Source organism: Agrobacterium sp. DE0009, from assembly GCF_007680755.1.
In the GTDB taxonomy this organism is placed as follows: Bacteria; Pseudomonadota; Alphaproteobacteria; order Rhizobiales; family Rhizobiaceae; genus Agrobacterium; species Agrobacterium tumefaciens_B.
Window position 1 is genome coordinate 260087 of sequence record NZ_VEIU01000003.1, and the last position, 23293, is coordinate 283379.

The 23293-nt window shown below is 59.2% G+C and carries 20 protein-coding genes; 11 read left to right on the forward strand and 9 right to left on the reverse strand.

Annotated elements, in window-relative coordinates; all coding sequences use genetic code 11:
• Positions 1 to 51: 51 nt before the first annotated feature.
• The 3 genes from FS804_RS14000 (at position 52) to FS804_RS14010 (ending at position 3090) form a co-directional block, all read left to right on the forward strand.
• Complete coding sequence (locus FS804_RS14000; RefSeq protein ID WP_144577156.1) at positions 52 to 723, forward strand: tetratricopeptide repeat protein; 672 nt, start codon at positions 52 to 54, stop codon at positions 721 to 723.
• A gap of 132 nt (positions 724 to 855) precedes the next feature.
• A complete protein-coding gene (gene der / locus FS804_RS14005; RefSeq protein WP_004443070.1) occupies positions 856 to 2286 on the forward strand; it encodes a ribosome biogenesis GTPase Der in 1431 nt (476 codons plus the stop codon).
• Positions 2287 to 2481: 195 nt separating this feature from the next.
• A complete protein-coding gene (locus FS804_RS14010; protein ID WP_144577158.1) occupies positions 2482 to 3090 on the forward strand; it encodes a DUF2026 family protein in 609 nt (202 codons plus the stop codon).
• Between the two features lie 174 nt (positions 3091 to 3264).
• Here FS804_RS14010 and FS804_RS14015 read toward each other — a convergent pair whose 3' ends face one another.
• Both FS804_RS14015 and FS804_RS14020 read right to left on the reverse strand, forming a co-directional pair.
• On the reverse strand, positions 3265 to 4314 hold the full coding sequence (locus tag FS804_RS14015) for a bifunctional monoglucosyl/glucuronosyl diacylglycerol synthase (protein WP_144577159.1): 1050 nt from the start codon (positions 4312 to 4314) through the stop codon (positions 3265 to 3267).
• A gap of 116 nt (positions 4315 to 4430) precedes the next feature.
• Positions 4431 to 5351 carry a sugar kinase gene (locus FS804_RS14020; RefSeq protein ID WP_186376807.1) on the reverse strand — a complete coding sequence of 307 codons (921 nt, stop codon included), beginning with the start codon at positions 5349 to 5351 and terminating at the stop codon, positions 4431 to 4433.
• A 155-nt stretch (positions 5352 to 5506) separates the two neighbouring features.
• Here FS804_RS14020 and FS804_RS14025 point away from each other — a divergent pair, with 155 nt between their 5' ends.
• From FS804_RS14025 to FS804_RS14035, 3 genes are all read left to right on the forward strand, one after another.
• Positions 5507 to 7171, forward strand: coding sequence for an alpha-glucosidase family protein (locus FS804_RS14025; protein ID WP_144577161.1), 1665 nt, complete (start codon positions 5507 to 5509; stop codon positions 7169 to 7171).
• The gene (gene aac(6') / locus FS804_RS14030; protein ID WP_144577163.1) at positions 7168 to 7617 is read left to right on the forward strand and encodes an aminoglycoside 6'-N-acetyltransferase; all 450 of its coding nucleotides are present in this window, start codon (positions 7168 to 7170) and stop codon (positions 7615 to 7617) included. The genes FS804_RS14025 and aac(6') overlap by 4 nt, the downstream gene beginning before the upstream one ends.
• A gap of 144 nt (positions 7618 to 7761) precedes the next feature.
• Positions 7762 to 8418, forward strand: a complete 657-nt coding sequence (locus FS804_RS14035) for a hypothetical protein (protein ID WP_246665888.1) — start codon at positions 7762 to 7764, stop codon at positions 8416 to 8418.
• Between the two features lie 64 nt (positions 8419 to 8482).
• Here the strand turns inward: FS804_RS14035 and ade are convergent, their stop codons facing one another.
• Positions 8483 to 10177, reverse strand: a complete 1695-nt coding sequence (gene ade, locus FS804_RS14040) for an adenine deaminase (RefSeq protein WP_186376808.1) — start codon at positions 10175 to 10177, stop codon at positions 8483 to 8485.
• A 276-nt stretch (positions 10178 to 10453) separates the two neighbouring features.
• Between ade and FS804_RS14045 the strand changes: the two genes are divergently transcribed.
• Complete coding sequence (locus FS804_RS14045) at positions 10454 to 11401, forward strand: HD-GYP domain-containing protein (protein WP_144577166.1); 948 nt, start codon at positions 10454 to 10456, stop codon at positions 11399 to 11401.
• A 15-nt stretch (positions 11402 to 11416) separates the two neighbouring features.
• On the opposite strand, the gene FS804_RS14050 is transcribed toward FS804_RS14045, so the two are convergent.
• On the reverse strand, positions 11417 to 11926 hold the full coding sequence (locus tag FS804_RS14050) for a GNAT family N-acetyltransferase (RefSeq protein ID WP_144577167.1): 510 nt from the start codon (positions 11924 to 11926) through the stop codon (positions 11417 to 11419).
• Positions 11923 to 14112, reverse strand: a complete 2190-nt coding sequence (locus FS804_RS14055) for an anthranilate synthase (protein ID WP_144577169.1) — start codon at positions 14110 to 14112, stop codon at positions 11923 to 11925. Before FS804_RS14055 ends, FS804_RS14050 begins: the two co-directional genes overlap by 4 nt.
• A gap of 283 nt (positions 14113 to 14395) precedes the next feature.
• Between FS804_RS14055 and FS804_RS14060 the strand changes: the two genes are divergently transcribed.
• Positions 14396 to 15352 (forward strand): extensin family protein, encoded by a 957-nt coding sequence (locus FS804_RS14060; protein ID WP_144577171.1) that lies wholly within the window; start codon positions 14396 to 14398, stop codon positions 15350 to 15352.
• Positions 15353 to 15408: 56 nt separating this feature from the next.
• Here the strand turns inward: FS804_RS14060 and FS804_RS14065 are convergent, their stop codons facing one another.
• The gene (locus tag FS804_RS14065) at positions 15409 to 17670 is read right to left on the reverse strand and encodes a TonB-dependent hemoglobin/transferrin/lactoferrin family receptor (RefSeq protein WP_186376809.1); all 2262 of its coding nucleotides are present in this window, start codon (positions 17668 to 17670) and stop codon (positions 15409 to 15411) included.
• A 343-nt stretch (positions 17671 to 18013) separates the two neighbouring features.
• Here FS804_RS14065 and FS804_RS14070 point away from each other — a divergent pair, with 343 nt between their 5' ends.
• The gene (locus tag FS804_RS14070; protein WP_063950726.1) at positions 18014 to 18535 is read left to right on the forward strand and encodes a TIGR00645 family protein; all 522 of its coding nucleotides are present in this window, start codon (positions 18014 to 18016) and stop codon (positions 18533 to 18535) included.
• Positions 18536 to 18629: 94 nt separating this feature from the next.
• Entirely contained in the window at positions 18630 to 19346 is a 717-nt protein-coding gene (locus FS804_RS14075) for a LuxR C-terminal-related transcriptional regulator (RefSeq protein ID WP_144577173.1), read from the forward strand.
• 38 nt (positions 19347 to 19384) lie between these two features.
• Here the strand turns inward: FS804_RS14075 and FS804_RS14080 are convergent, their stop codons facing one another.
• From FS804_RS14080 to FS804_RS14090, 3 genes are all read right to left on the reverse strand, one after another.
• Positions 19385 to 20542 carry a DUF2333 family protein gene (locus tag FS804_RS14080; RefSeq protein WP_144577175.1) on the reverse strand — a complete coding sequence of 386 codons (1158 nt, stop codon included), beginning with the start codon at positions 20540 to 20542 and terminating at the stop codon, positions 19385 to 19387.
• A 223-nt stretch (positions 20543 to 20765) separates the two neighbouring features.
• Entirely contained in the window at positions 20766 to 21218 is a 453-nt protein-coding gene (locus tag FS804_RS14085; protein WP_063950723.1) for a pseudoazurin, read from the reverse strand.
• Positions 21219 to 21331: 113 nt separating this feature from the next.
• Entirely contained in the window at positions 21332 to 21913 is a 582-nt protein-coding gene (locus tag FS804_RS14090; protein ID WP_063950810.1) for a thymidine kinase, read from the reverse strand.
• Positions 21914 to 22243: 330 nt separating this feature from the next.
• Here FS804_RS14090 and FS804_RS14095 point away from each other — a divergent pair, with 330 nt between their 5' ends.
• Complete coding sequence (locus tag FS804_RS14095; protein ID WP_371417879.1) at positions 22244 to 23146, forward strand: choline ABC transporter substrate-binding protein; 903 nt, start codon at positions 22244 to 22246, stop codon at positions 23144 to 23146.
• The last annotated feature ends 147 nt before the right edge of the window (positions 23147 to 23293 follow it).

Genomic DNA, 23293 nt, shown 5'->3' on the forward strand with positions numbered 1-23293 from the left:
CCGCGGACGGATGGATCGGGAACGATCTCCGCGCGGGTAACGGAGAATTTGATGGCAAACGAGAATGATACCTTTATCCGCGAAGTGAACGAGCAGATCCGCTCCGAGCAGCTGTCGCGCTTCTGGGGCCGTTACGGTATCGTGGTCGTGGGTGCCGCCGTTCTCGTCGTTCTCGGTGCCGCCGGCGCCGGCATCTACGAATACTGGAACACCAGCCGCGCTTCCAATTCGGGCGATCAGTTCCTGGCGGCCCTGACGCTTGCTTCGGAAAACAAGACGGATGAGGCGCTGAAGGCCTTCGCCGATCTCGAAACCTCCGGTCACGGCAATTATCCCGTTCTGGCGAAGTTCCGTTCGGCAACGCTGCTGTCCCAAAAGGGCGATGCGGCGGGTGCTATTGCCGCCTTCACGGCAATCGGCAACGATAATTCCGCGCCGCAGGTCTTCCGTGATACCGCCAAGGTGCGCGCCGCCTGGCTGCTGGTCGATAACGGCACCTATGAGCAGGTGGCTGCGCTTGCCGAGCCGCTCAGCACCGATGGCCAGACCATGCGGGCTTCCGCCCGCGAGGCGCTCGGTCTTGCCGCCTATAAGGCTGGCGATTTCGCCAAGGCCAGGCAATGGTTCGAGCAGATCATCAGCGACACGCAGGCGCCGCGCAATGTGGCGAACCGCGCGCAGATCATGCTCGACAACATCACCGCTTCGGGCAAGGCTGCCTAACGCCGCTGCCCAACCCGAGATCGCGCCGACAATCTTCGCATTGCCAAAGCGATCCAACGCATTATTTTACGCATGTCCTTTGCCCAAAACAGGTAACGTTTTGGGCAGACTTGCTTTAAGGAACCAGGATCAATGAGCTTCACCGTCGCCATAGTCGGGCGCCCCAATGTCGGCAAGTCCACGCTTTTCAACCGTCTCGTCGGAAAGAAGCTGGCGCTGGTGGACGACACGCCGGGCGTGACCCGCGACCGCCGTCCGGGCGAGGCAAAACTCGTCGACCTGCGTTTTACCATCATCGATACCGCCGGTCTGGAGCAATCCGGGCCGGAAACGCTCCAGGGCCGCATGTGGGCCCAGACGGAAGCGGCGATCGACGACGCCGACGTGACGCTCTTCGTCGTGGATGCCAAGGCAGGCCTGACGCCGGCCGACGAGACGCTGGCGGAAATGCTGCGCCGTCGCGGCAAGCCGGTGGTGCTGGTCGCCAACAAGTCCGAAGCGCGCGGTTCCGACGCCGGTTTCTATGATGCCTTCACGCTCGGTCTTGGCGATCCTTGCCCGATCTCGGCCGAACACGGGCAGGGCATGATCGACCTGCGCGACGCCATCGTCGAGGCAATCGGCGAAGACGTGGCCTTCCCGCCTGAGGTGGACGAGGCGGAAACGGATATCGTTTTGCCGCGCAGCGAGCCGGGTAGCGAAGACGAGGAAGACGAAGAGCCTGTCTATGACGAGACCAAGCCGCTGCGCGTCGCCATTATCGGCCGGCCAAATGCGGGCAAGTCGACGCTGATCAACCGTTTCCTTGGCGAAGACCGACTTTTGACCGGCCCCGAAGCCGGCATCACCCGCGACAGCATTTCCGTCGAATGGGACTGGCGCGGCCGCACCATCAAGATGTTCGATACGGCCGGCATGCGCCGTAAAGCCAAGGTGACGGAGAAGCTGGAAAAGCTCTCGGTTGCGGATTCGCTACGCTCGATCCGCTTCGCCGAAACCGTCGTCATCGTGTTCGACAGCACCATCCCGTTCGAAAAGCAGGATTTGCAACTGGTCGATCTCGTCATCCGCGAAGGTCGCGCCGCCGTGCTCGCCTTCAACAAGTGGGATCTGGTGGAAGACCCGCAGGCTTATCTGGCCGATCTGCGCGAAAAGACCGAGCGTCTTCTGCCGCAGGCGCGCGGCATTCGTGCCGTGCCGATCTCCGGCCAGACTGGGTATGGCCTCGACCGGCTGATGCAGAACATCATCGACACAGACAAGGTCTGGAACCGCCGTATCTCGACCGCCCGTCTCAACCGCTGGCTCGACGCGCAGACCACGCAGCATCCGCCGCCGGCGGTCTCCGGCCGTCGCCTGAAGCTGAAATATATGACGCAGGTCAAGGCCCGCCCGCCCGCCTTCATGATTTCGTGCACCCGGCCGGAAGCCATTCCGGAGAGCTATACGCGGTATCTGGTCAATGGCCTGCGCAAGGATTTCGATATGCCGGGCGTGCCAATCCGCGTGCATTATCGCGGCTCGGACAATCCGTTTGAGAGCAAGGCGAAGAAGCGGCGTTAATTTTGAAGTGAGGCGTTGCGGCCTGTTCCTTCTCCCGCCGGGGAGAAGGTCGCCCGAAGGGTCGGATGAGGGGGCCAGTGCTCCGTATATCTTAACCGTCGCCCCCTCATCCCGCTGCCGCGGACTTCTCCCCCTCGGGGAGAAGAAACAAGCGGCGGACGCTCATCCAACGCCCTGTTTTGAAGAGTAAAAATCATGCTGATCAAGCAGACCGACTATCAGCGGATCTACCGCGTTATCAACAGCCTGCTCCTGGCGCAGAACGCCGATCCCGCTTCGGCCTCAATGTATTTCAGCACCTTCGGCGCCTTCATCCTGCAGCAGCATTACAAGGTGAAGGCCGTGCCGAAGGGTGGGCTTGCGGCCTATAATCTGGGCGGAAAAGTGCTCCTGTTCGCGGATCATCGCGACGACGGTTATGTGACGGGCGCGGGCGAAAATTTCCACTGCTGGATCGAGGCCGACGGCTGGGCGATCGATTTCATGGCGCCAGCCTTTTCGCAGGGCGGGGACGCGCTTTCCGTGCCGGCAAAAATGTTCCAGCGACCGCTCTCCGCCATGGCGGCATCCATTAACGATCTCGGCCGATCCGGCGATTTCTTTTATCGTTCGGAGCCGGAAGCAACCGCCAGGCGCTTTGCCGAATGGCACAAACAGGCGGCGATCGGAGATATGGCAAGCGTCGCCGCCAACTGGTTTCGCAAGTCACCCAAGCAGATGGCCGCATCTCTTTCGGTCAAGGACCGGGATGGAAAGGAACGGGTCGTGCCGCTGACGGGCCAGTCGCTGGTCGGCGCCTGGTAAACGTGTTTTGTCGGAATAAGGACGGCCAGCGTAATCTCGCGGCAGCCGCCTGACGTCAATCAGCAGCCCGACCCCGTTCTAAAGATAACGGCAGTCGCGTCCTGATCGCCTTGTGACATTCCCGTCATGTTTCGTCCACTGGCCCCGCGCAAAAAAAGCGGGGATGCCTTGCCTTCAGGCAAGCTGCGAACGGGACAGCAGCGGCAGAGATTTTCCGGCGGCATGGATGACATTGTCGAGGAATTGTTTGGAGGCCTTTTCCCAGCTGTAGCTTTTGGAAAGGGCAAGCGCTGCCTGTGGTGAGCAGTGAAGCGCCGCCAGACAGGCATTGCGCAGATTATTGTCCAAAGCGCCGGCAGCCGGGTTGCCGCCGAGAATGTCGATCGGTCCGGTAACGGGGAAGGCGGCGACGGGCACGCCGCTGGCCAGCGCTTCGAGAATGGTGTTGCCGAAGGTGTCCGTCTTGGATGGGAAAACGAAGACATCGGCCTGGGCATAGGCATCGGCCAGGTCCTCACCGGTCTTTATGCCGGTGAAGAGAACATCGGGATATTTTTCCTGCAAGTCGTGGCGGGCGGGGCCATCGCCAATCACCACCTTGGAACCCGGCAGGTCGAGGTCGAGAAATTCCGGCAGGTTCTTCTCCACCGCCACACGTCCCACGGTCATGAAGATCGGTCTCGGCAGGTCGAAAGGCAGCTTGGTTTTCGGACGGGGATGGAAAAGGTCGGCGTCTATGCCGCGGCTCCAGCGCTTCAGGTTGCGCACGCCGCGGGCTTCCAGTTCGGTCTCAAGGCTCGGGGTGGCCACCATGCAGGTGTTGCCGCCATTGTGGAACCAGCGCACGAAGGCATAAAGCCAGCTTTCCGGTACGGGAAAGCGCGCCGCCACATATTCGGGAAAGCGGGTGTGGTAGCTGGTGGAAAAGCGCATGCGGTTCTTCACGCACCATCGCCGCGCCATGAAGCCGAGCGGCCCTTCTGTCGCAATATGCACGAAGGAAGGCTGGCTTTTTTCGATCTCCGCCGCCACGCGGCGATAACCGGCGACCGACAGGCGGATTTCCGGATAGGTGGGGCAGGGGATGCTATAGAAACTCTGCGGCGTCACCATGCGCACATCGACGCCGAGCCGCGCAAGTTCGGTATTGGTATTCTCGATCGAGCGAACCACGCCGTTGACCTGCGGGTGCCAGGCATCTGTGACAATCGTGATTCTCGTCATGAACACCGATCCTGCTCATTTGCACACGGGCGAATCCCCATTGCCCGGCTTCTGCCCGTATATGGGGTGCGCGTGTTACAGGATCATGTCAGGGCGGTATCGGCGGCGGCCAGGGGTTAGCCGACCAGCGGCAGCAACTCCGGGCTGATCAGCGCGCCATGGTGGCCGATGACGGTTGCCGCGGCCCTTGCGGCGAAGGTGGCGGCCTCTTCCGGAGAGATTCCGGTCACATAGCGGGCAAGGAAGGCGCCGTTGAAACTGTCGCCAGCGCTCGTCGTGTCCACCACATCCACGGCCTCTTCCGCCGGGGCGTGGCTGCGGCTGCCGCCGAAATCGAGCGTTGCGCCCTTGGCGCCGTCCTTCACGACGATGTTTTCAACACCGAGCGAACGGTAGCGGGTGATGGTCGCTTCCACGGAGACATCGCCGAAATGGCTGGCCTCGTCATCGAAGCTCGGCATGACAAGCGTTGCGGCGCGGGCACCATTGGAGATCGTCTGCAGCATCACGTCCTTGTCGGCCCAGAGGCGCGGGCGGATGTTGGGATCGAAGACCACCAGCTTGCCCGCCGCCTTGGCGCGGCGCAGTTCCGCGAGGAACGTATCGACATCATGCGCGGAGGCGAGAATGGCGAGCGTGATGCCTGAGAAATAGACCACATCCGCGCTTTCCACCGTTCTACGCAAGTGGTCCGCGTCCGCAGCGAGCTGTTTTGCCGCCGCGGCGTTGCGCCAGTAGCTGAAAGTGCGTTCGCCGTCCTTCAGGTTGATGAGATAGAGGCCGGGCGTGCCACCCTTGATGCGGCGGATTTTTTCAGTGCCGATTCCGGCTTCGGCAATAAAGGCCAGCATGTCTTGCGAGAGCGGATCATCGCCGAGGGCAGTGAAATAATCGACGGACCAGTCTTGCGGCAGACAGGCGCGGGCATACCAGGCGGTATTGAACGTATCCCCGGCAAATCCCTTGCGCAGCAGCCCGTTGCCGGCCTGCGACAATTCCACCATGCATTCGCCAATCGACAGAAACCGTCCGCCCACGCCATCATCCTCCCGAATTTTCCAGCCATGCGGCTTACGACGAGCGCAGGCTGCTGACAAGGGCGGTTCTCGCCGTTTGTGCAGGTGCGAAGTTAAGGTTTACGCGGAGGCATCGGCTTTATATTCTCCCGACAGACATGCTCAGGAGATTGCCGATGACGTTATCCCATGCCCCGGTCCACAAACCCCAAGCGCAATCGGACTGGTGGAAGGGAGCGGTGATCTATCAGGTCTATCCGCGCTCGTTTCAGGATACGACAGGCGACGGCTATGGCGATCTTGCCGGCGTCACCAAGCGCTTGCCATACATCGCTTCGCTCGGTGTCGATGCTATCTGGCTTTCGCCCTTCTTCACCTCGCCCATGGCAGATATGGGCTACGACGTTTCCGATTATTGCAATGTCGATCCGCTGTTCGGCACGCTTGCCGATTTCGACGCGCTGATGGCCGAGGCGCATCGCCTCGGCTTAAAAGTCATCATCGATCAGGTGATTTCGCACACGTCGGACCAGCATCCCTGGTTTGTGGGCAGCCGGGCGAGCCGGACAAACAGCAAGGCCGACTGGTATGTTTGGGCCAACCCCAAGCCGGACGGCACGGCACCGACAAACTGGCTTTCAGTATTCGGCGGACCGGCCTGGGAATGGGACGGGGTGCGCAAGCAATATTACATGCACAGCTTCCTGGCGTCGCAACCGGACCTGAATTTCCACAATCCCGAGGTTCAGGATGCGCTGCTGAAAACGGTACGCTTCTGGCTGGATCGCGGCGTGGACGGTTTCCGGCTCGATACCGTCAACCACTATTTCCACGACAAGCTTCTGCGCGACAACCCGCCGCTGTTCGACGAGGAAAGCTTCGGGCTCGACGCTTCCGACGTCAATCCCTACGGCATGCAGGACCATCTCTACGACAAGACGCGGCCGGAAAACATCGAATTCCTGAAGCGCTTCCGCGCGCTGCTCGATGAATATGAGGGCCGCGCCACCGTGGGAGAGGTGGGAGACGGGGCAAGATCGCTCAAAACCGTTGCCGCCTACACCTCCGGCAACGACAAGCTCAACATGTGCTACACCTTCGACCTTCTGGGGCCGGATTTCACCGCCAAACACATTCGCGGATCCGTCGAAACCTTCGGTAAGGTGGTGACGGATGGGTGGGTGTGCTGGGCCTTTTCCAACCATGACGTGGTGCGTCACCTCAGCCGCTTTTCGGAAGGCGCCGAAGAACAGACGCGGGTTGCCAAGCTCGCGATCTGCGTTCTCGCCAGTTTGCGCGGGTCCATTTGCCTCTATCAGGGCGAGGAACTCGGCTTGACGGAGGCGGAACTGGCTTTCGCGGATTTGCGTGACCCCTACGGTATTCGCTTCTGGCCCGCCTTCAAGGGGCGCGATGGATGCCGCACGCCGATGGTGTGGGAAACAGGCAAGCAGAATTCCGGCTTTTCAACCGCTGAGAAACCGTGGCTGCCAGTGCCCTATGCGCATGCGATGCACGCTGCGGATGCGCAGGAACGCAGGCCGGACTCGATCCTCAACCATTACCGGGCGGTTCTGTCGTTCCGGAAAAGCCATGGCGCGCTGCGTGACGGCGACATGACGTTCCTGAAAACCAATCTCGACGTGCTGGCCTTCACGCGCCATAAAGGGGAGCACACTTTGCTCTTTGTTTTCAACCTGACGCGCAAGCCGGTGGAGTTTCCCGTCCCCAAGGGCATGAGCGTAACCACAATTCTGCCTATGCCGGGGTTCGAGCCGTTGTTTGATGGCGGCACCGTCAAGCTGGAGGGGCTGGACGTTTTTTGCGGGATCGTCGCATGATAAAGTCTTATGAAGTGCAAAACGCTGGCGATTACCCGGATGACTGGTGCCTTCTGCGACACCGCCTGTGGCCGGATACGACGCTGGACGATCACAGGGCCGAGTTACAGGATGTCTGCGAAAACGGCGCCGGATTCGTCGTCCACGATCCTGATGGATCGGCCATCGGTTTCGCCGAGGCCAGTTTGCGGCGGGATTACGTCAATGGTTGCGATACGTCGCCCGTGGCCTTTCTCGAAGGGATTTACGTGGAGGAGGCGTATCGGCGGCAGGGCGTCGCCGCCGCGCTGGTGACGGAGGTAACCCGGTGGGCGATAGCCCAGGGCGTCAGCGAACTCGCCTCCGATGCCGAGATCGCCAATCTCAGCTCTCACCGCATGCATGCGGCGCTCGGATTTGAGGAGACGGAGCGCGTGGTGTATTTTCGCCGAAGGCTGGCTCCCTGATATCCCACCTCCAGGAGTAACAATACATATAATAAAATATTGAAATATGTTAATATATTCCGGATTTGTTTAGGTTTATATTTAGCAACTCCAGTCTTGCATAAGTTTCGGGCGCTAATATTTCTCACGTCAATTATTTCATGTTTGCAACTGGAAGGCGATGCAGGGGATATTGTTATGCCTGTTTCATTCAAGAGTTTGAACCAGTCCTCCGGCGGCAATTCGCGTTCTTCGCGCGCCAAAACGCAGCCGGCGAGACAGCCATCATCCGTCCGCGACACCTTTTCTGCCGGGCAGTCGTCCGTTCGTGCATCATCTGCATCCTCGCAAACGTCGCAGGCTTCGCGAACCTCCCAGTCGGCTCGAAGCGCGCAAAGCGCCCAGAGCGCTGCCGCCGCGCCCAATTTTCCCACCGATGACATGACGTCGTCTGATTTCATGCAGTCTCTGAAAGCAAAGCTTTCCGCGTCAGGGGATGATCCGGAGCAATATCTGCGCGCACGGTCGATGGTGGATGCCCTCTCGACCGGCCAATTGAAGGTTTCCGACCCTACGAAAGGTAAAACGGTCAATGCGTGGGATCCAGGCCAGAAAGGCACGAAGTCGACGGCCGCGACGGACATTGGCAAAACCGATTGGGTCGACTTCCTCAACGGCCATCTCAAGCGCAGTGACGACGGGACCCTGTCCAAGGGCAAAAATGGCAGCTATGTCGACAAAACAACGGGCAGCAATGCGTACTTCGGTAAGGTTGCAGACCGGTATTATTACGTCACATGGCCGTCGGAATCCAAGGCCTGAGAAGGCGATCCGCGCCGAAGGCGCGGACGCTGCGCTCAACGGACTTTGGTCCGAAATCCCTCTGTCAGATCAGCGCAAACCGGTCGACATCCACCATGCCCTTATCGGAAATCTTCAGATGCGGGATCACGGGCAGGGGGAGGAAAGCCACCTGCAGGAAGGGTTCTTCCAGTGTGGTGCCGAGCGCATAGGCTGCTTTTCGGAGCGTGTGCAGCGTATCGCGAACGGTCTCGTATGGCTCGAGGCTCATGAGCCCTGCAACCGGAAGCGCGATTTCGCCGGTCACCCGTCCGTCTTCGACCACAACGAAACCACCCTTGATGTCTCCGAGCCGGTTGGCGGCGAGCGCCATGTCGTCTTCGCTCACGCCGACGACGCAGATATTGTGGCTGTCGTGACCGACGGTGGAGGCGATCGCGCCCTTCTTCAGGCCAAAGCCCTGAACGAAACCGTTGGCGTGGTTGCCGTTCTTGCCGTGACGCTCAATGACGGCCACCTTGATGATGTCGTTCTCAAGGTCGACCGTGGTCTGGTTGCCGTCGGTCGGCAGCTTGTAGCGGCGGTGCTCGGTGATGATCTTGCCGGGAAGCACGCCCATGACGGGGCTTTCACCCTCCGTGACGGGCACGCCGAAATGGGCCGCCAGCACCGGCCTTGACTTGACGCTGTCGAGACCCACGGGCGCGACGGGCTTGCGGGTGGCAAAGAGGGCGTCATCGACGATGCGACCAGCGGAGAGCACCATGCTCGCCTTGCAGTTTTGCAGGCTGTCGATGACCACGAGATCGGCGCGCCATCCCGGCGCGACAAGACCGCGATCACGCAGGCCAAAGGCTTTCGCAGCGGAAATCGAGGCGGCGCGATAGATGGCGAGGGGTTCCACGCCGCTGGCGATCGCCGTGCGGATCATATAGTCGAGATGGCCCTGTTCGGCGATATCGAGCGGGTTGCGGTCATCCGTGCAGAGCGCCAGATAGGGTGACAGGCGTTCGGTGATGATAGGCATCAGCGCGTGCAGGTCTTTCGAGACCGAGCCTTCGCGCACCAGAATATGCATGCCTTTGCGGATTTTCTCCAGCGCCTCCCGGGCGCTCGTGCACTCGTGCTCCGTGCGGATGCCGGCGGCGAGATAACCGTTGAGGGCCGTTCCGGACAGAAGCGGGGCGTGACCATCGATATGCTGGCCCTGAAAGGCCTCAAGCTTGGCCATGCACACCGGGTCCTTATGGATGACGCCGGGGAAATTCATGAATTCGGCAAGACCGATGACCTTCGGGTGATGCCGGAACGGCAGCAGCTTTTCGATCGGCAGATCGGCCCCTGATGTTTCCAGATGGGTGGCGGGCACGCAGGAGGACAGCTGCACGCGGATGTCCATGATCGTTTCCATGGCGCTGTCGAGGAAGAACTGAAGCCCTTCCGCGCCCAGCACATTGGCAATCTCATGCGGGTCGCAGATAGCGGTGGTGACACCATAGGGCAGAACGCAACGGTCGAATTCATGCGGCGTGACGAGTGAGGATTCGATATGCAGATGAGTATCGATGAAACCCGGAACAACGATTTTTCCGGAAATTTCTATTTCGCGGATGCCTTTATAGGCTCCACAGGTGCCAACGACAGTATCCCCGCAAATAGCAATGTCCGAGGCGACCAGCTCTCCGGTCACGAGGTCGAAAAAGCGACCGCCCTTGAGAACCAACTCTGCCGGCTCTCGGCCAGTGCCCTGGTCGATGCGCGTTTCTAACTGGGAACTCATGGCCTTTTCTTCGACTCCTGGTATTGTTTGCATGCGATATGTTCTCTCATTTACATTCTGAGGTTGTTGTCAGCTTTTTTCTTCATCTCTTTGTCGCTTTTAAATATAGTGATAGTAAAAAATTTTCATATTCGTGTTATCTTATTTATAGTGTCGCATTCTGAAGCAAAGCCGGGAGGGCGAAGGCTTTATGCTTCGAGGGAGGGCGGTTCGGTCGGGTTCTTGCGAATTTCGGTTTGACCGTAACATTCCCGGGAAGGAAAATAAAAGAGTCTGATGTTGAAACGAATTTCAACCCAGCAATTGGCTGTGGGCATGTTTATCGAGGCCGTCGAGGGGACGGTTTCGAACAATCAAATTGCGCGGAAGCATCGCTTTCTTTTGCAGCGCGAGGAGGCTGTGCTGCAACTGAAAAAAAGCGGAGCGGAAAGCATCGTCATCAATACCGCCAAGGGTAGCGATGTCGGTGCCAGCCACGACCCGGCGAATGCCGGCATGTTGCAGACGAATCCGTCTCCATTGATGGTTGCAGCCGTCACTCAGGTGGTGCGCTCGGCCGCGGATTCGATCGCTGAGACATTTTCGGTTGCCGGAGGTGGCGGTTGTGTTTCCTTCGAGGGAATGACGGCGGCGGCGGGAAAGATTTCCAACGCCATTCAGGCAAACCCGGCCGTCTTTATCGGCGTCACGCGGCTGAAGTCAAAGGATGAAACGACCTTCGTGCATTCGGTTTCCGTCAGCGGCCTCATGATCCTCTTTAGTAATTATCTGGGGCTGAACAAGGAAACGGTCAACCTGCTCGGTGTTTGCGGCTTGCTCCACGATATAGGCAAGGTCGAAATCCCCTCATCCATTCTGAACAAGACAGAGGGGCTCTCCATCGAGGAGCGTGAGATCATCAATCTCCACCCCGTATTCGGGCGCGATATCCTGTCGCGTGACGGGCAGATGCCCGAAATGGTGCTTGATGTCTGCTTTAATCATCACGAGCGGATCGATGGCGGCGGTTATCCCAGCGGTCGTGCCGGCGGCGAGATCAGCCTTTACGCGCGCATTGCGGCGATTTGCGACGTCTATGATGCCGTCACCTCGGTCAGACCCTATAAGAAGCCATGGACAGCGAATGATGCGCTGACCTGGATGCTACGGCGCGATGGACATTTTGACATACAGCTTCTGAAGAAATTCGCACTGTGCATTTCCGCCTCGCTTCCGCGTGGCTAAGGCGCGGTCAGCCCGTCAACCGAAGATGATCGCCATGTTGAGGCTGTCAATGTGACGCCCGTCAATCAGGACGGCGTCGCGCGCTCGGCCTTCCTGCACAAAGCCGATCTTTTCATAAAGCGCAATCGCTCTGGCGTTGTCCGCATGCACGCTCAGTTCCACACGATGCAGCCCGAATTCGCGGGCAGCATCGAGTGTCCGCCGCATCAACCGCGCGCCCAGTCCCTTGTCGCGGTAGGCGGGCAGGATACCCATGCCGAGTGTCCCGCAATGGGCGCGGGTTGCCCTGTCATGGCGGCGGATATCGCACCAGCCGATCACTTTGCCATCCGCAATCGCGACGAATTGCGGATGGTCGTTTTCGATCATGTCGAGAACGAAGGCGCGCACCGCTTCGAGCGGCGGCGCCTCCAGGAAGCTCAGATATTTGCGTTCGCGCGACACCGCATCGAGAGCGCGATGAAAGCTCTCAATGTGTTCCGCCCTGATCGGCTCGATGCTGATGACGTCGGCAGCCGTTATCATGCCGCTTTCGTCTTCGCCTTGCGGGTCAGATGCACCACCACATTCTCGATCATCCGCATGCCGGCGTCCTGGCCGAGCGTCATGATCGATTCCGGGTGGAACTGAACGGCGGCCACCGGCTCCTTGGCGTGTTCGATGCCCATGATCGTGCCGTCTTCGCTTTCCGCGGTAATCATAAAATCACGCGGCAGGGTGGTGGGATCGGCGAAGATCGAGTGATAACGGCCAACGGTGACTTCCTTGCCGAGGCCGGAGAAGACGAGGCCGGGCTCCAGCACACGAATGCGCGACGGTTTACCATGCATCGGCACCGCAAGCTGGCGCAACTCGCCGCCATAGGCCTCCGCCAAAGCCTGAAGGCCGAGGCAAACGCCGAAGATCGGCAGTTCGCGGGCGCGGGCGGCCTTGATCGTCGCCTTGCAGTCGAAATCCGTCGGGTTGCCCGGTCCGGGGGAGAGGACGACGAGATCCGGCTGGAACCGATCGAAGACTTCAGCTGCGACAGGTGTTCTAACGGTCGAGACCGTTGCACCCGTCTGGCGGAAATAATTCGCCAGCGTGTGCACGAAACTGTCCTCGTGATCGACGAGCAGAATTTTGACGCCGGTGCCGACCTTCGCGGCATCGCGCTTGGTGGCAGCGGCGTTGGTCGCTTTCGCGTCACGGATGGCGGCGATCATGGCGGATGCCTTCAGTTCGGTTTCGGCTTCTTCTTCCTGCGGATTGGAATCGTTGAGCAGGGTCGCACCGGCGCGCACTTCCGCGATGCCGTCCTTGATGCGGATGGTGCGCAGCGTCAGGCCGGTATTCATGTCGCCGTTGAAGCCGACCATGCCGATCGCACCGCCATACCAGGCGCGCGGGCTCTTTTCATGACCTTCGATGAAACGCATGGCCCACAGCTTCGGCGCACCTGTGACGGTGACGGCCCAGGCGTGGCTGAGGAAGCCGTCGAAGGCATCCATGTCGTCACGCAGGCGGCCTTCGATATGGTCCACTGTGTGGATGAGGCGCGAATACATCTCGATCTGGCGGCGGCCGATGACCTTCACCGAGCCCGGCTCGCAGACGCGGCTCTTGTCGTTACGGTCGACATCCGAGCACATGGTGAGCTCTGATTCGTCCTTCTTGGAGTTGAGCAGCTTCAGGATCTGCTCGCTATCGGCGATCGGATCGTCACCGCGCTTGATGGTGCCGGAAATCGGGCAGGTCTCGATGCGGCGGCCGGAGACGCGCACGAACATTTCCGGCGAAGCGCCGACCAGATATTCCTGATGGCCGAGATTGATGAAGAAGGAATAGGGCGAGGGGTTGATCGCCTTCAGGCGGCGCGAAATCGCCGACGGGTTGCTTTCGCAGCGTTCCATGAACTTCTGGCCGGGGACGACCTCGAACAGATCGCCGCGGCGGAAGCTTTCCTTGGCCTTCACAACAAGTTCGGAATATTCGCCGGGACGATGATCGCCCTTGGGCGGGATCGTGTCGGTGGTCTTGAAGGGCTCGGGGGTAATGTCGGAAGACTTGCCGTCTGTCGTCACGCCGTCCTTTGCGAAGTCGTAGCGGTCGATCCAGGCCTTGGCGGAATAGTGGTCCACGACAAGAATTTCGTCTGGCAGATAGAGCACCATGTCGCGCTGGTCTTCCGGGCGCGCCAGCGAGAGCTTGATGGCGTCGAACTGGAAGGCGAGATCGTAACCGAAGGCGCCGAACAGGCCGATGGCCGAATCCGCACTCGAATAGAAGAGATCGACAATGGCTCTGAGGGCGGTAAAGACCGTCGGAATTTTCGAGCGTTCTTCTTCGGTGAAGACGCGGTCCGGTTCGTTGACGGTAAGATCAAGACGGCGGCTCGATGAGGCGCCAAGGGTAAGGTCGGGCGTCGCCTTCAGCTTTTCGGTAATGAAATCGAGCAACACTTCGCCACGGCCATTATAGGCCTCAATCCACATTTTGCGGCCAAAACAGGAAATGCCCAGCGGCGGATCGATGATGGCCGTATCCCAACGGGTGTAACGGCCCGGATATTCATAGTTGGACGAAAAAACCGCGCCGCGATGGGAATCGAGCTTTTCGACATAGTTGTCGATGGCATTGGCATAATCGGCGGCGCGACGCTTGCGGCTGACCTTGATGCCGCCTTTCGTCTCGTAGGTTTCCGCTCCGTCATCCTGAATGATCGTTACCATTTCTTTCGTACTTCCTGTTGTTCAGGCCCGATGACAGGCGGCAAAAATAACAAAAAAGCCGCCTGAAAATTCGGGCGGCTTGGACTTTGTCTGAAGACATGACTGGTCAAGGCCGCGTAAAGCTGCTCCACCACCAGTTAGCAATGTTCTTAGACAGGATATTCATGGGAAAATTGTTAGCGTGCACGCTCCGCCTTGGCAAGCGGATTTCGCCGGATGAATGAACCTTACGGGCCGCCGCCGCGTTGCTTCCCTGCCGAAATGGTCAGGAGTGCCCCGTAAAATGCTTCATCGCCTGTGTCTTCTGGCTGTCAGCCTCGCCTTGATTTCCGCTTCCGAACCGCCGGCGCAGGTGCCGTTGCCACAGCCGAAACCCGGCGAGGGGCAGGCCGTTACGCCTTCGGAAAAGCCAGCTGACGGAACGCCGCAAAATCCGGCGGAAGCGCCGAAACCTGTGCCGAAGCCTGAGCCTGACGCGGAGCAGAAGCCCGCAGTAAAACCGACAGGTTCCGAGCGGAAACCGGATGGCGAGAAAACGCCCGTTGAGAAAACGCCCGTTGACAAAAAGATCGATGAAACCGCCCCTCAGAGCCGGGGGGACGATGGCGGAGGGCAGCAGAAACCCGCTGACGAGGCGGCCAAACCCGATGAACAAATACCGGAACCGGTAAAGCCTGAGGACCCGGCCGCACTCCAGGCATGCCTTGGCGCGTTGAAGGAGATCGGCGCGGAGTTCAAACCGCTTGAGCCCATCCGCGACGAGGAACAGGGATGCGGCATCGAATCGCCCGTCGAGCTTTCGGTCGTTCTGCCAGGCATCAAGCTTGAGCCCGCCGGCACCATGCGCTGCGAGACGGCCCTTGCTCTTTCTCGCTGGACAAAGGAAATAATGCTGCCGGCGGCTGCGATCGCCATGCCCGAAAAGAAGGTGACGGCGATTGCCAATGCCTCGACCTATATCTGCCGCAACCGCAACAGTGCGGAAAATGGCAAAATTTCCGAGCATGCCAAGGGCAATGCCGTGGATATTTCCACGATCTCCTTCGACAGGGGCGAACCGCTGGTGATGAAACCGCGCGGCGAGGATGGCACGCCGGCGGGTGCGTTCCAGCGCACCATCACCGCCGCCGCCTGCCTGTTCTTCCGCACGGTTCTGTCCCCCGGCAGCGATGCCACGCACCAGGATCACCTGCATCTCGACGTGCTGGAGCGAAAGGGCGGCTATCTCTATTGCCGCTGATAAAAAATGGGCGGCCCGAAGGCCGCCCAACTGGAGATGATGCTTCCGCCCCGGATTTAGAATTTCTGGGTCAGGGAGATTTTGAAGGTGCGACCTGGTTCGGAATAGTATTCGTTGGATTGCGCGCCCCCCTTACGGGCCGTCGCATAGTCGTAATAAGTCTTGTCGAAGACGTTATAGACACCGGCATTGATGCGGAGGCCCTTAACCTGTTCCGGTTCGTACCATGCAGTCACGTCTACAACGCCGTAGCCGGGCGTCGCGAAGTAGGTCCTCTGACCATTGGCCACGATGTCGTTGCCGCGCCCGCCATTGGCGACGATCCAGTCCAGGCCGACGCCCCAGTTTTCGGCATCATAGGCAGCACTCATGACGCCCTTCAATGGAGCGACTGATTGCAGGAAGGCGCCATTGTCGAGGTTCTTGCCGTTCGCATAGGCCAATCCAGCACGCAGGCTGAAGCCATTGTCGAAGCGGACATGTCCCGATAGTTCGGCGCCATAGATGCGCGCGCGGTCGAGATTAACCTGGCGTGTGATGCCGCCCTGACGATAATTGTTGAGGTTGTAGCCGAGCGCAGCTGCCTGCGCCGACGTCAGGCTGGCCGTGTCGATGAAGTTTTTGTAGCGATTGTAGAAGAGGTTGATGCGACCGCCGACATCGTCGTCTCCCAGATTTGCGCCGATATCGAAACCATTGCTGGTCTCGGATTCTAGGTTCGGATTGCCAAGCCGCAAATAGGTCCCGGGGCCACCAAAGACGCTATATAGCTCACCCGCATTCGGTGCGCGGAAGCCCATCGCCCATTGTGCGTAAAGCTCAACCTTTTCCGAGAGGTCGTAGCCTGCGCGTAGCTTGGGAGAGACCGCAACGTCGTCAAACTCGCCGGGAAGCGGTAGGCGATTGGTGTTGCGGGCGTATTCTGCCGTCATCTTCGGGGTGTGCTGTACCCAGTCGAAACGCAGCCCCGGCGTCAATGTAAAACCGGTCTGGCCGAAGGCAATCTGGTCATCGAGATAAAAACCGATGCGGCTGCTGTCTACCTTTGGGGTATCGGCCTGGTTCGTGTGCAGGTTGGCGCAGGCAGAATAAGCGCCGGTATAGGGCAGGCGGCAATTGTCGCGACCAGAAGAATATTGTTCTGACGTGGCTCTCGAAAGATCGAAACCAAACGTCACGTCGTGCGACAGCTGGCCCGTCTCGAATTTCTTTTGAAGCGCGCCGACAAGGCCGAAACTGTTCTCGTCATAGTCATTGAGACGGCTGATGTTGCCGACGACAGTGGTCGAGCGATAGCCGTTATAGCCTGTTTCACGCGACTGCTTTTGCCAGTAAAGCGATGCCCAGGCGTTGTCGAGAAGCCCGTCGGTGCCAGGGGCGTCATAGAAGTAATCCAGCGAAATCCGATCGCGGGCGGTGGCGTTGTTCGTGAAATAGGCGTTCGGCAAATAGTTGTCGCGTGACCCCAAAACCGCGGCCTGGTTGATTTTGGAGTTCGTATCCCTGTCGCGGCGGAAGCTTTCCGCGGTCAGGCCGATACGATGGCCACCTTCAAGATCCTGACGCAACTTGAAGAGCAGGTTATGCTGATCATAGTCGGAGGGGTCCGCCTTCGTGCGCGTGGGGCCGTAGGTATCCACGCTGCCATTGGTTTTGCGCTCCTTGCCCTTCTTATATCCGCCCTGGAACATGATCGAGGTATTCTCGATTTTCTTTGCCACTGCGATCGAAGGTTCATAGCTGGTATCGGCGCTGTCAAATGTGAACTTAGCGACGCCGCCCCAGTCGCGACCCTCCTGAATAAGGTCTTCTGGTTCAAGCGTTCGCAAGCCGAGCACACCGCCGAGCGCACCCGAACCTGCTCTGCTCGAATCGGCACCACGCATGACGTCGACCGCTGAAAGCGATGAGAAGTTGAAGGAGTCGAGGCCACCCGTTGCGCCTCGCGTGGCGTCCGAGAGGTAACGCACGGGAATGCCGTCAATGGTCGTCAGCACGCGGTCGCCTTCAAGGCCGCGAATGTTGACCGAGCCGTCGTTCCGGTTGAAGGAGATGCCGGGCTGGGCGACCCGACCGAGGTCTTCAATGCTGGTGATCTGCTTCTTCTCGATTGTCGCAGCCGTCGTTTCGGTAGCAAGCGGGGTATCCGCTGGCGCGTTGCCCGGTTTGACGCGTTTGCCCTTGACGACGATCTTTTCGAGCGTCGTCGTGCCGTCCGCCTGTGTGGCGGCATCCTGTGCCGTGGCCGGGCTGGCGAGTGGCAGAAGAGACATGGCGGTGCACAGGAGCAGCGCGGACTGCGTGCGTGAGATGGACATTGAATACCCCCGGGTATGCTGCGCGCAGATGGGTGAGGGCGCGCGAAAGCGCACCGCACTCAAGCGCGGCTGGATCTGGTCTGACGTGTTACGGGCGAGCCGATAAGCGAGGACTAAAAAACATGACGATAAGAGTCAACATATTATATATGACTTTTTGCATCATGTTTTACAGCGGCGGGTAGTGTTGCAAAAATATGACGTTTGTCGGCTGCGACAAAAATGGCGAGCCGCGCCGAAAAGAACACAGTGCGGTCAAAGTCCCGACATTGCTGCTTGCTAGGTGATTTGCAGCCAGTCTAAACATGTCGCGACAATAACAGTTTCTCAATCGGATACGGAAATGAAGTCTCTTGAACTGCTCGTTGAGCGGATCATTCTCTCCAGCCGCTGGCTGCTCGTGGTGTTTTATCTCGGACTTGTCGCGGCGCTCGCGGTTTACGCGTTTTCGTTCGTGCTCAAGTTTCTGAAGGTCGCCAAGAACGTTTTCAACTATGACGAAGCGGACATGATCCTTGCCATGCTTGGCCTGATCGATGCGGCGCTAGTTGCCAGCCTCATCGTGATGGTAATGATTTCAGGTTATGAGAATTTCGTCAGCCGCTTCGATGATGCCGATGCCGAGGTTTCGTTTCTGGGCAAGCTCGATGCCGGCAGCCTGAAGATCAAGGTCGCCTCGTCTATTGTCGCGATCTCTTCGATCCACCTGCTGCAAATCTTCCTGAACGCCAATCAATATACAGACAGCAAGCTGATGTGGTTTACCATCATCCATCTAGCTTTTGTCGTCTCGGCGGTCATGCTTGGCTTTCTGGAAAAGCTGATGGCCAAGCCAAAAAATAAACCCGAAAAACCGGCTTTGTAAGCAAACCTGCCGAGATGACGCTGCTGTCCCTGCTCACCCCCATTGCAAATCTGTTTTGTCCGGTCACCGAAGCCGGCCAGACGGGTGTGCGCGAATGGTGACGACAGAGCGACAGGCGCGGTTGTGCCAGGAACTTTCAGCGACAGCCGACAAGATAAAATGGCTGGAAGCGCTGCAGGAGGTAATGCGCGCCTTCGGTTATGCCTATGTCACGCTGATCCGGCTGCCAGGCGGGCAAAACTCGTTTTCCCTGCCGACGATCATTGAAAGCAGCCTGCCGATCGCGGTCGTCAATGCGATGACGCAAAACGGCGCCCTCGGCGACTGTCTTGTCATCAAGCGGGGAGCATCGTCGATGATGCCGCAATATTGGTCGCTGGAAGATCCCGCCCTTGCCAGTCCGTCGTTACTGGAGGCCTCGGACGCCCTGAAAGCCATGGGCATGACATCCGGTGTCATGCTGCCGGTGCACGACATGTCGGGCACCCGTCATCTCATGAACTTCGCGGGCGACCGGGACGTGTTGCCCCAGGCGTGCCTGAATGAACTGAGCATGATCGCGCTGCACGCGCTGCAGGTTTATGACGGCCTATGTCAGGGCGGCGCCAAGGGGCGATCGCCTCTGACGAAACGCGAGCTCGACGTGGTCCGCTGGACAGCCCAGGGTAAGACTTCTGTCGAGATCGCCGACCTCTTCTCGATCTCCGAGCACACGGTCAATGCCTACATGAACAACGCCATCCGCAAGCTGGACTGTGTCAACCGCGCGCAGCTCGTCGCAAAGGCCATACGCCTGCGGTTGATCAACTAACCGGTGCACCCTGCGACTCTGGCTTGGGGACCAAGGGTCTATCGGTCGAGGACAGAGCGCAGTTCAACGAGGTTGGAGCGAACTCTCAACACGTAAAAGCCCATTGTCGCGAGATGCGACGGCATGATCCAGCCGCTTTCCTCACCATTGGAAATGATCGCCGGCTGGATGCGCAGCGCCGCGCGGGTTTGCGACAATGTATCGTTCCAGAGGTTGGTGAGGTTACGCTCGCGGATGACCTGCGCGAAATCCGATCCGGCGGCGGAGAGAACGCCGTAATACCCGTAGAGCTGGCCATAAGCGAACCAGAAGCGGTCATCGGCGCGGGTGTCAAACCAGCCGCCATTGTAGTTTTCCGAACGCTCACGCAGAATGGCGGATGTGGAGCCGATATCGCCGGCGATACGGTCGATGAACTGAATGAGGTTGTCGGCGCGGGTATCGAAGACGGCCTTGCAGGCGACGAGTTCGCCGTTGAACGCCTGGAAGCTGCGGATGGCGGCCCGATAATAGCTGGGCGTCGGTGTCTTGGGGCCGAAAGGATCGAGGCCGAAATACCAGGAATATTCGCTGAATTGCATGTTTCCACGCGCTTCCTGGAGATTGTTGTTGATGCCCGACGTGCCGCGCACGCGGCCAAGCGTGTCCACCAGCTCCACGGCAGTGCGGCGCACGGCCTGGTTCACGCCGCGCTGGAACGACGCCTTGTTATCGAGAAAGGGCGTGCTGTCCCAGTCCATACCGAAGAGGCCGAGACGATAGAGCAGCATGGAGGAAATCCAGGCGTTCTGATTGACATTAAAGTCCGTCAGGTCAGCGGCAGCATCGACAATGGCCGAGCGCTGGCAGACCGGGGCGGAGGTGTTTGCGGCAACACCGGTTGCACCGGCCGGCGCGGTCGGCGTTACGGCGGGCAGTTCCTGCCCGGGCGGTACGGTGCGTTCCTCAAGCTTGTAACGGGCGACATAGTCCGGATCGAAATTTGTCCAGACCTGGGTCTGCCAGACAAAGTAACCGTAAAAGCCGGCCAGCAGGATGACGATGAGGGCGATCGGCCCCTTGATCAGCCAGTTTCGACCGCTGTACCAGCCATGGGCCGCCATGAATGGCCACAGGAGCCAGGCGACGAGCAGACCGGCGGCTTTGCCGATGGCGCTGAAGCCTGCCTGAATGAGCGCGGTGATCCGGTCGATCATGTCGTCATAGTCTCCTCTGCCAGCTGGCTGGATGCTGGAACAGCTGTTCCGTTTTCAAGCGTTTGGCGCCTGGCGCAAACCGCATGACCGCTTCCAGATATGTCCCGGTCAATCTCGATACAACATGATTGCGAAACTTTTCTCAACCTGCGGTCCGTGACGGATGCCGCGCCATCTCACGGCAGGCGAAGAAGCGGGGCGTCACGGATGCAGGCGGAGGAGCTCAGAGGCCAAGCTTGGCGATTTCGTCGTTCAGCCGGTCCCGGGCCTTTTTCGGCAACTTGCCGTTCTTGACGGCGTCCAGATTGGCCGGCGTCCCTTCGCCGACAACGACGAGTGCAACCATGCCCATGCCGAGATGCGGCGTGCATTTAACGACGTAAGCGCCTTCCTTCTCGACGGTGACCGTCACGGCTTCGTTCATCTTGCCCTTGAAATCGGCGACACCTTCCGGGAGCATCTCCTTGACGGCTGCGGCATCATGACCCTTGTCGACCGGGACGAAGGTGATGACGTCGCCGACGGCGGCCTTGACGGTCGCGGGCTCGAATACCATCGCCTGCCCGTCGCTGCCCTTGTTCAGCATCTTCACCTCGATTTCAGCAGAAAGTGCGGGAAGCGCGAAAAGGCACGCGACGACAGCGACGCTTGCAAATCTGGAAGTTCTGTTCAGCATTATCTTGCTCCTGAGCGAAAGCACATCCAGCTGGGATGTGTCGCTGCCGTTCTAGCGAAGGGCGGGGGAGCGATCTTTGCGAAAAATCAAATGCGGCAACGCGACGCAGACCGTTAGCCGCCGTTCACCGTCTCCACCCAATGGCGGCGGCAGAAGGATACATATTTCTCGTTACCCCCGACCTCGATCTGCGCGCCTTCCGTAACGACCTTTCCTTCATTGTCGAAGCGGGCGACCATCGTCGCCTTGCGGCCGCAATGGCAGATGGTGCGGATTTCGCGGAGTTCGTCGGCGATGGCGAGCAGTTCTTTCGAGGCCGGGAAAAGTTTTCCCTGAAAATCCGTGCGCAGGCCATAGGTCATGACCGGAATATTCAGCCGGTCGGCAATGTCGGCAAGCTGCCAGACGTGGTGTTCGGAGAGAAAATTTGCCTCATCAATGAAGACGCAGGCGACGGGCGCCTCGGAATGGAGCGCCGACACCTCGGCGAACAGATCGGTGTTTTCGTCAAAGGTGAGGGCGGGGGAGGAGAGGCCGATTCGCGAGGCCACACGGCCGACGCCAGCGCGGTGATCGAAAGCTGCGGTGAAAATCAGCGTGCGCATGCCGCGCTCCTGATAATTGTAGGACGCCTGCAGCAGCATGGTCGATTTGCCGGCATTCATTGTCGAATAATTGAAATAGAGTTTTGCCATCATCCACTCTCCGGACACCGTCGCGCTTTTCACTGGTACGCGCCAAACATGCTGATTCCGCATCAGCGTCTTTTGGAGGCGATGAGGTGGATTGAACAGTATGGCCGCTGGAAACACACAGATTTCTGGGGCCATCCGCTTTTCGACATAACGGCGCGAAATGCCGACATTTTCACGATTTTGTCGCAAACGAGGTCCGAAAGCACGCAAATGCACGCGAGTTGATTGTGGCCGGAAGATATTGATAATGGCGAGGGAACGAAAAAAAGGGAGCAAACAATGTTTGCAAATAGACGTCGCTGTCTGGTTCTGGCCGCAGCAATCTCCTCCATGACGTTCAGTGCGGCCAGTGCCGCCGAACCTGCGAGCTGTGGTACAGTGCGTTTCTCCGATGTGGGCTGGACCGACATCACCGCAACCACGGCAACCGCTACGGTGCTCTTGAAAAGCCTTGGTTATGAAACCGACGTCAAGCTTCTCTCCGTGCCCGTCACCTATACGTCGTTGAAAAACAACAATATCGACGTCTTCCTGGGCAACTGGATGCCCACCATGGAAGGCGATCTCGCGCCCTACCGCGCCGACAAATCGGTCGAGGTGCTGCGTGAAAATCTGACCGGCGCCAAATATACGCTGGCGACCAATGCCAAGGGCGCCGAACTCGGCATCAAGGATTTCAAGGATATCGCCGCCCACAGCGCTGAACTCGATGGCAAGATTTACGGCATCGAGCCCGGCAATGACGGCAACCGCCTGATCCTCGACATGGTGTCCAAGGACACGTTCGGGCTCAAGGATTTCCAAGTCGTGGAATCGTCCGAGCAGGGCATGTTGGCGCAGGTCGCGCGTGCCGACAAGGCTGGCGAGCCGATTGTCTTCCTCGGCTGGGAACCGCATCCGATGAACACGAATTTCAAGCTCACCTATCTGACCGGCGGTGACGAGGTATTCGGCCCTAATTTCGGCGGCGCGACGATCTACACCAATGTCCGCAAGGGTTATGTAGAGGAATGCGCCAATGTCGGAACGCTCCTCAAGAACTTGCAATTTTCCCTGCCCATGGAAAACGAGATCATGGGCAAGATCCTGAATGACGGTCTTGAAGGCGAGGCGGCGGCAACGGCGTGGCTGAAGGCCAACCCGGCTGCAATCGAGCCGTGGCTTGCCAACGTCAAGACCAAGGATGGCAGTGCCGATGCCCTGCCTGCTGTCAAGAAGGCTCTCGGCCTTTAAGCCGCAAGATTATGCGTGACTGTATCCGGCCTGCCCGTCAGGCCGGATCAATGGGAATAACGATGCCCATGCGTGCCCTTGCCTGTAAAATTTCAGACATGGACAGTCATGCGCCAGTGCCGCGTCCGGCAGTCCCGTTGCCGGTCG

Bases quoted from the DNA above. Each gene is read 5' to 3' on its own strand.
- FS804_RS14045 (WP_144577166.1), top strand. From the start codon at position 10,454: ATGTTGAAACGAATTTCAACCCAGCAATTGGCTGTGGGCATGTTTATC.
- FS804_RS14090 (WP_063950810.1), bottom strand. From the start codon at position 21,913: ATGGCAAAACTCTATTTCAATTATTCGACAATGAATGCCGGCAAATCG.
- FS804_RS14070 (WP_063950726.1), top strand. From the start codon at position 18,014: ATGAAGTCTCTTGAACTGCTCGTTGAGCGGATCATTCTCTCCAGCCGC.
- FS804_RS14060 (WP_144577171.1), top strand. From the start codon at position 14,396: ATGCTTCATCGCCTGTGTCTTCTGGCTGTCAGCCTCGCCTTGATTTCC.
- der (WP_004443070.1), top strand. From the start codon at position 856: ATGAGCTTCACCGTCGCCATAGTCGGGCGCCCCAATGTCGGCAAGTCC.
- FS804_RS14015 (WP_144577159.1), bottom strand. From the start codon at position 4,314: ATGACGAGAATCACGATTGTCACAGATGCCTGGCACCCGCAGGTCAAC.
- FS804_RS14010 (WP_144577158.1), top strand. From the start codon at position 2,482: ATGCTGATCAAGCAGACCGACTATCAGCGGATCTACCGCGTTATCAAC.
- ade (WP_186376808.1), bottom strand. From the start codon at position 10,177: ATGAGTTCCCAGTTAGAAACGCGCATCGACCAGGGCACTGGCCGAGAG.
- FS804_RS14095 (WP_371417879.1), top strand. From the start codon at position 22,244: ATGACGTTCAGTGCGGCCAGTGCCGCCGAACCTGCGAGCTGTGGTACA.
- FS804_RS14025 (WP_144577161.1), top strand. From the start codon at position 5,507: ATGACGTTATCCCATGCCCCGGTCCACAAACCCCAAGCGCAATCGGAC.
- FS804_RS14080 (WP_144577175.1), bottom strand. From the start codon at position 20,542: ATGATCGACCGGATCACCGCGCTCATTCAGGCAGGCTTCAGCGCCATC.
- FS804_RS14050 (WP_144577167.1), bottom strand. From the start codon at position 11,926: ATGATAACGGCTGCCGACGTCATCAGCATCGAGCCGATCAGGGCGGAA.
- FS804_RS14075 (WP_144577173.1), top strand. From the start codon at position 18,630: ATGGTGACGACAGAGCGACAGGCGCGGTTGTGCCAGGAACTTTCAGCG.
- FS804_RS14000 (WP_144577156.1), top strand. From the start codon at position 52: ATGGCAAACGAGAATGATACCTTTATCCGCGAAGTGAACGAGCAGATC.
- FS804_RS14085 (WP_063950723.1), bottom strand. From the start codon at position 21,218: ATGCTGAACAGAACTTCCAGATTTGCAAGCGTCGCTGTCGTCGCGTGC.
- FS804_RS14055 (WP_144577169.1), bottom strand. From the start codon at position 14,112: ATGGTAACGATCATTCAGGATGACGGAGCGGAAACCTACGAGACGAAA.
- FS804_RS14065 (WP_186376809.1), bottom strand. From the start codon at position 17,670: ATGTCCATCTCACGCACGCAGTCCGCGCTGCTCCTGTGCACCGCCATG.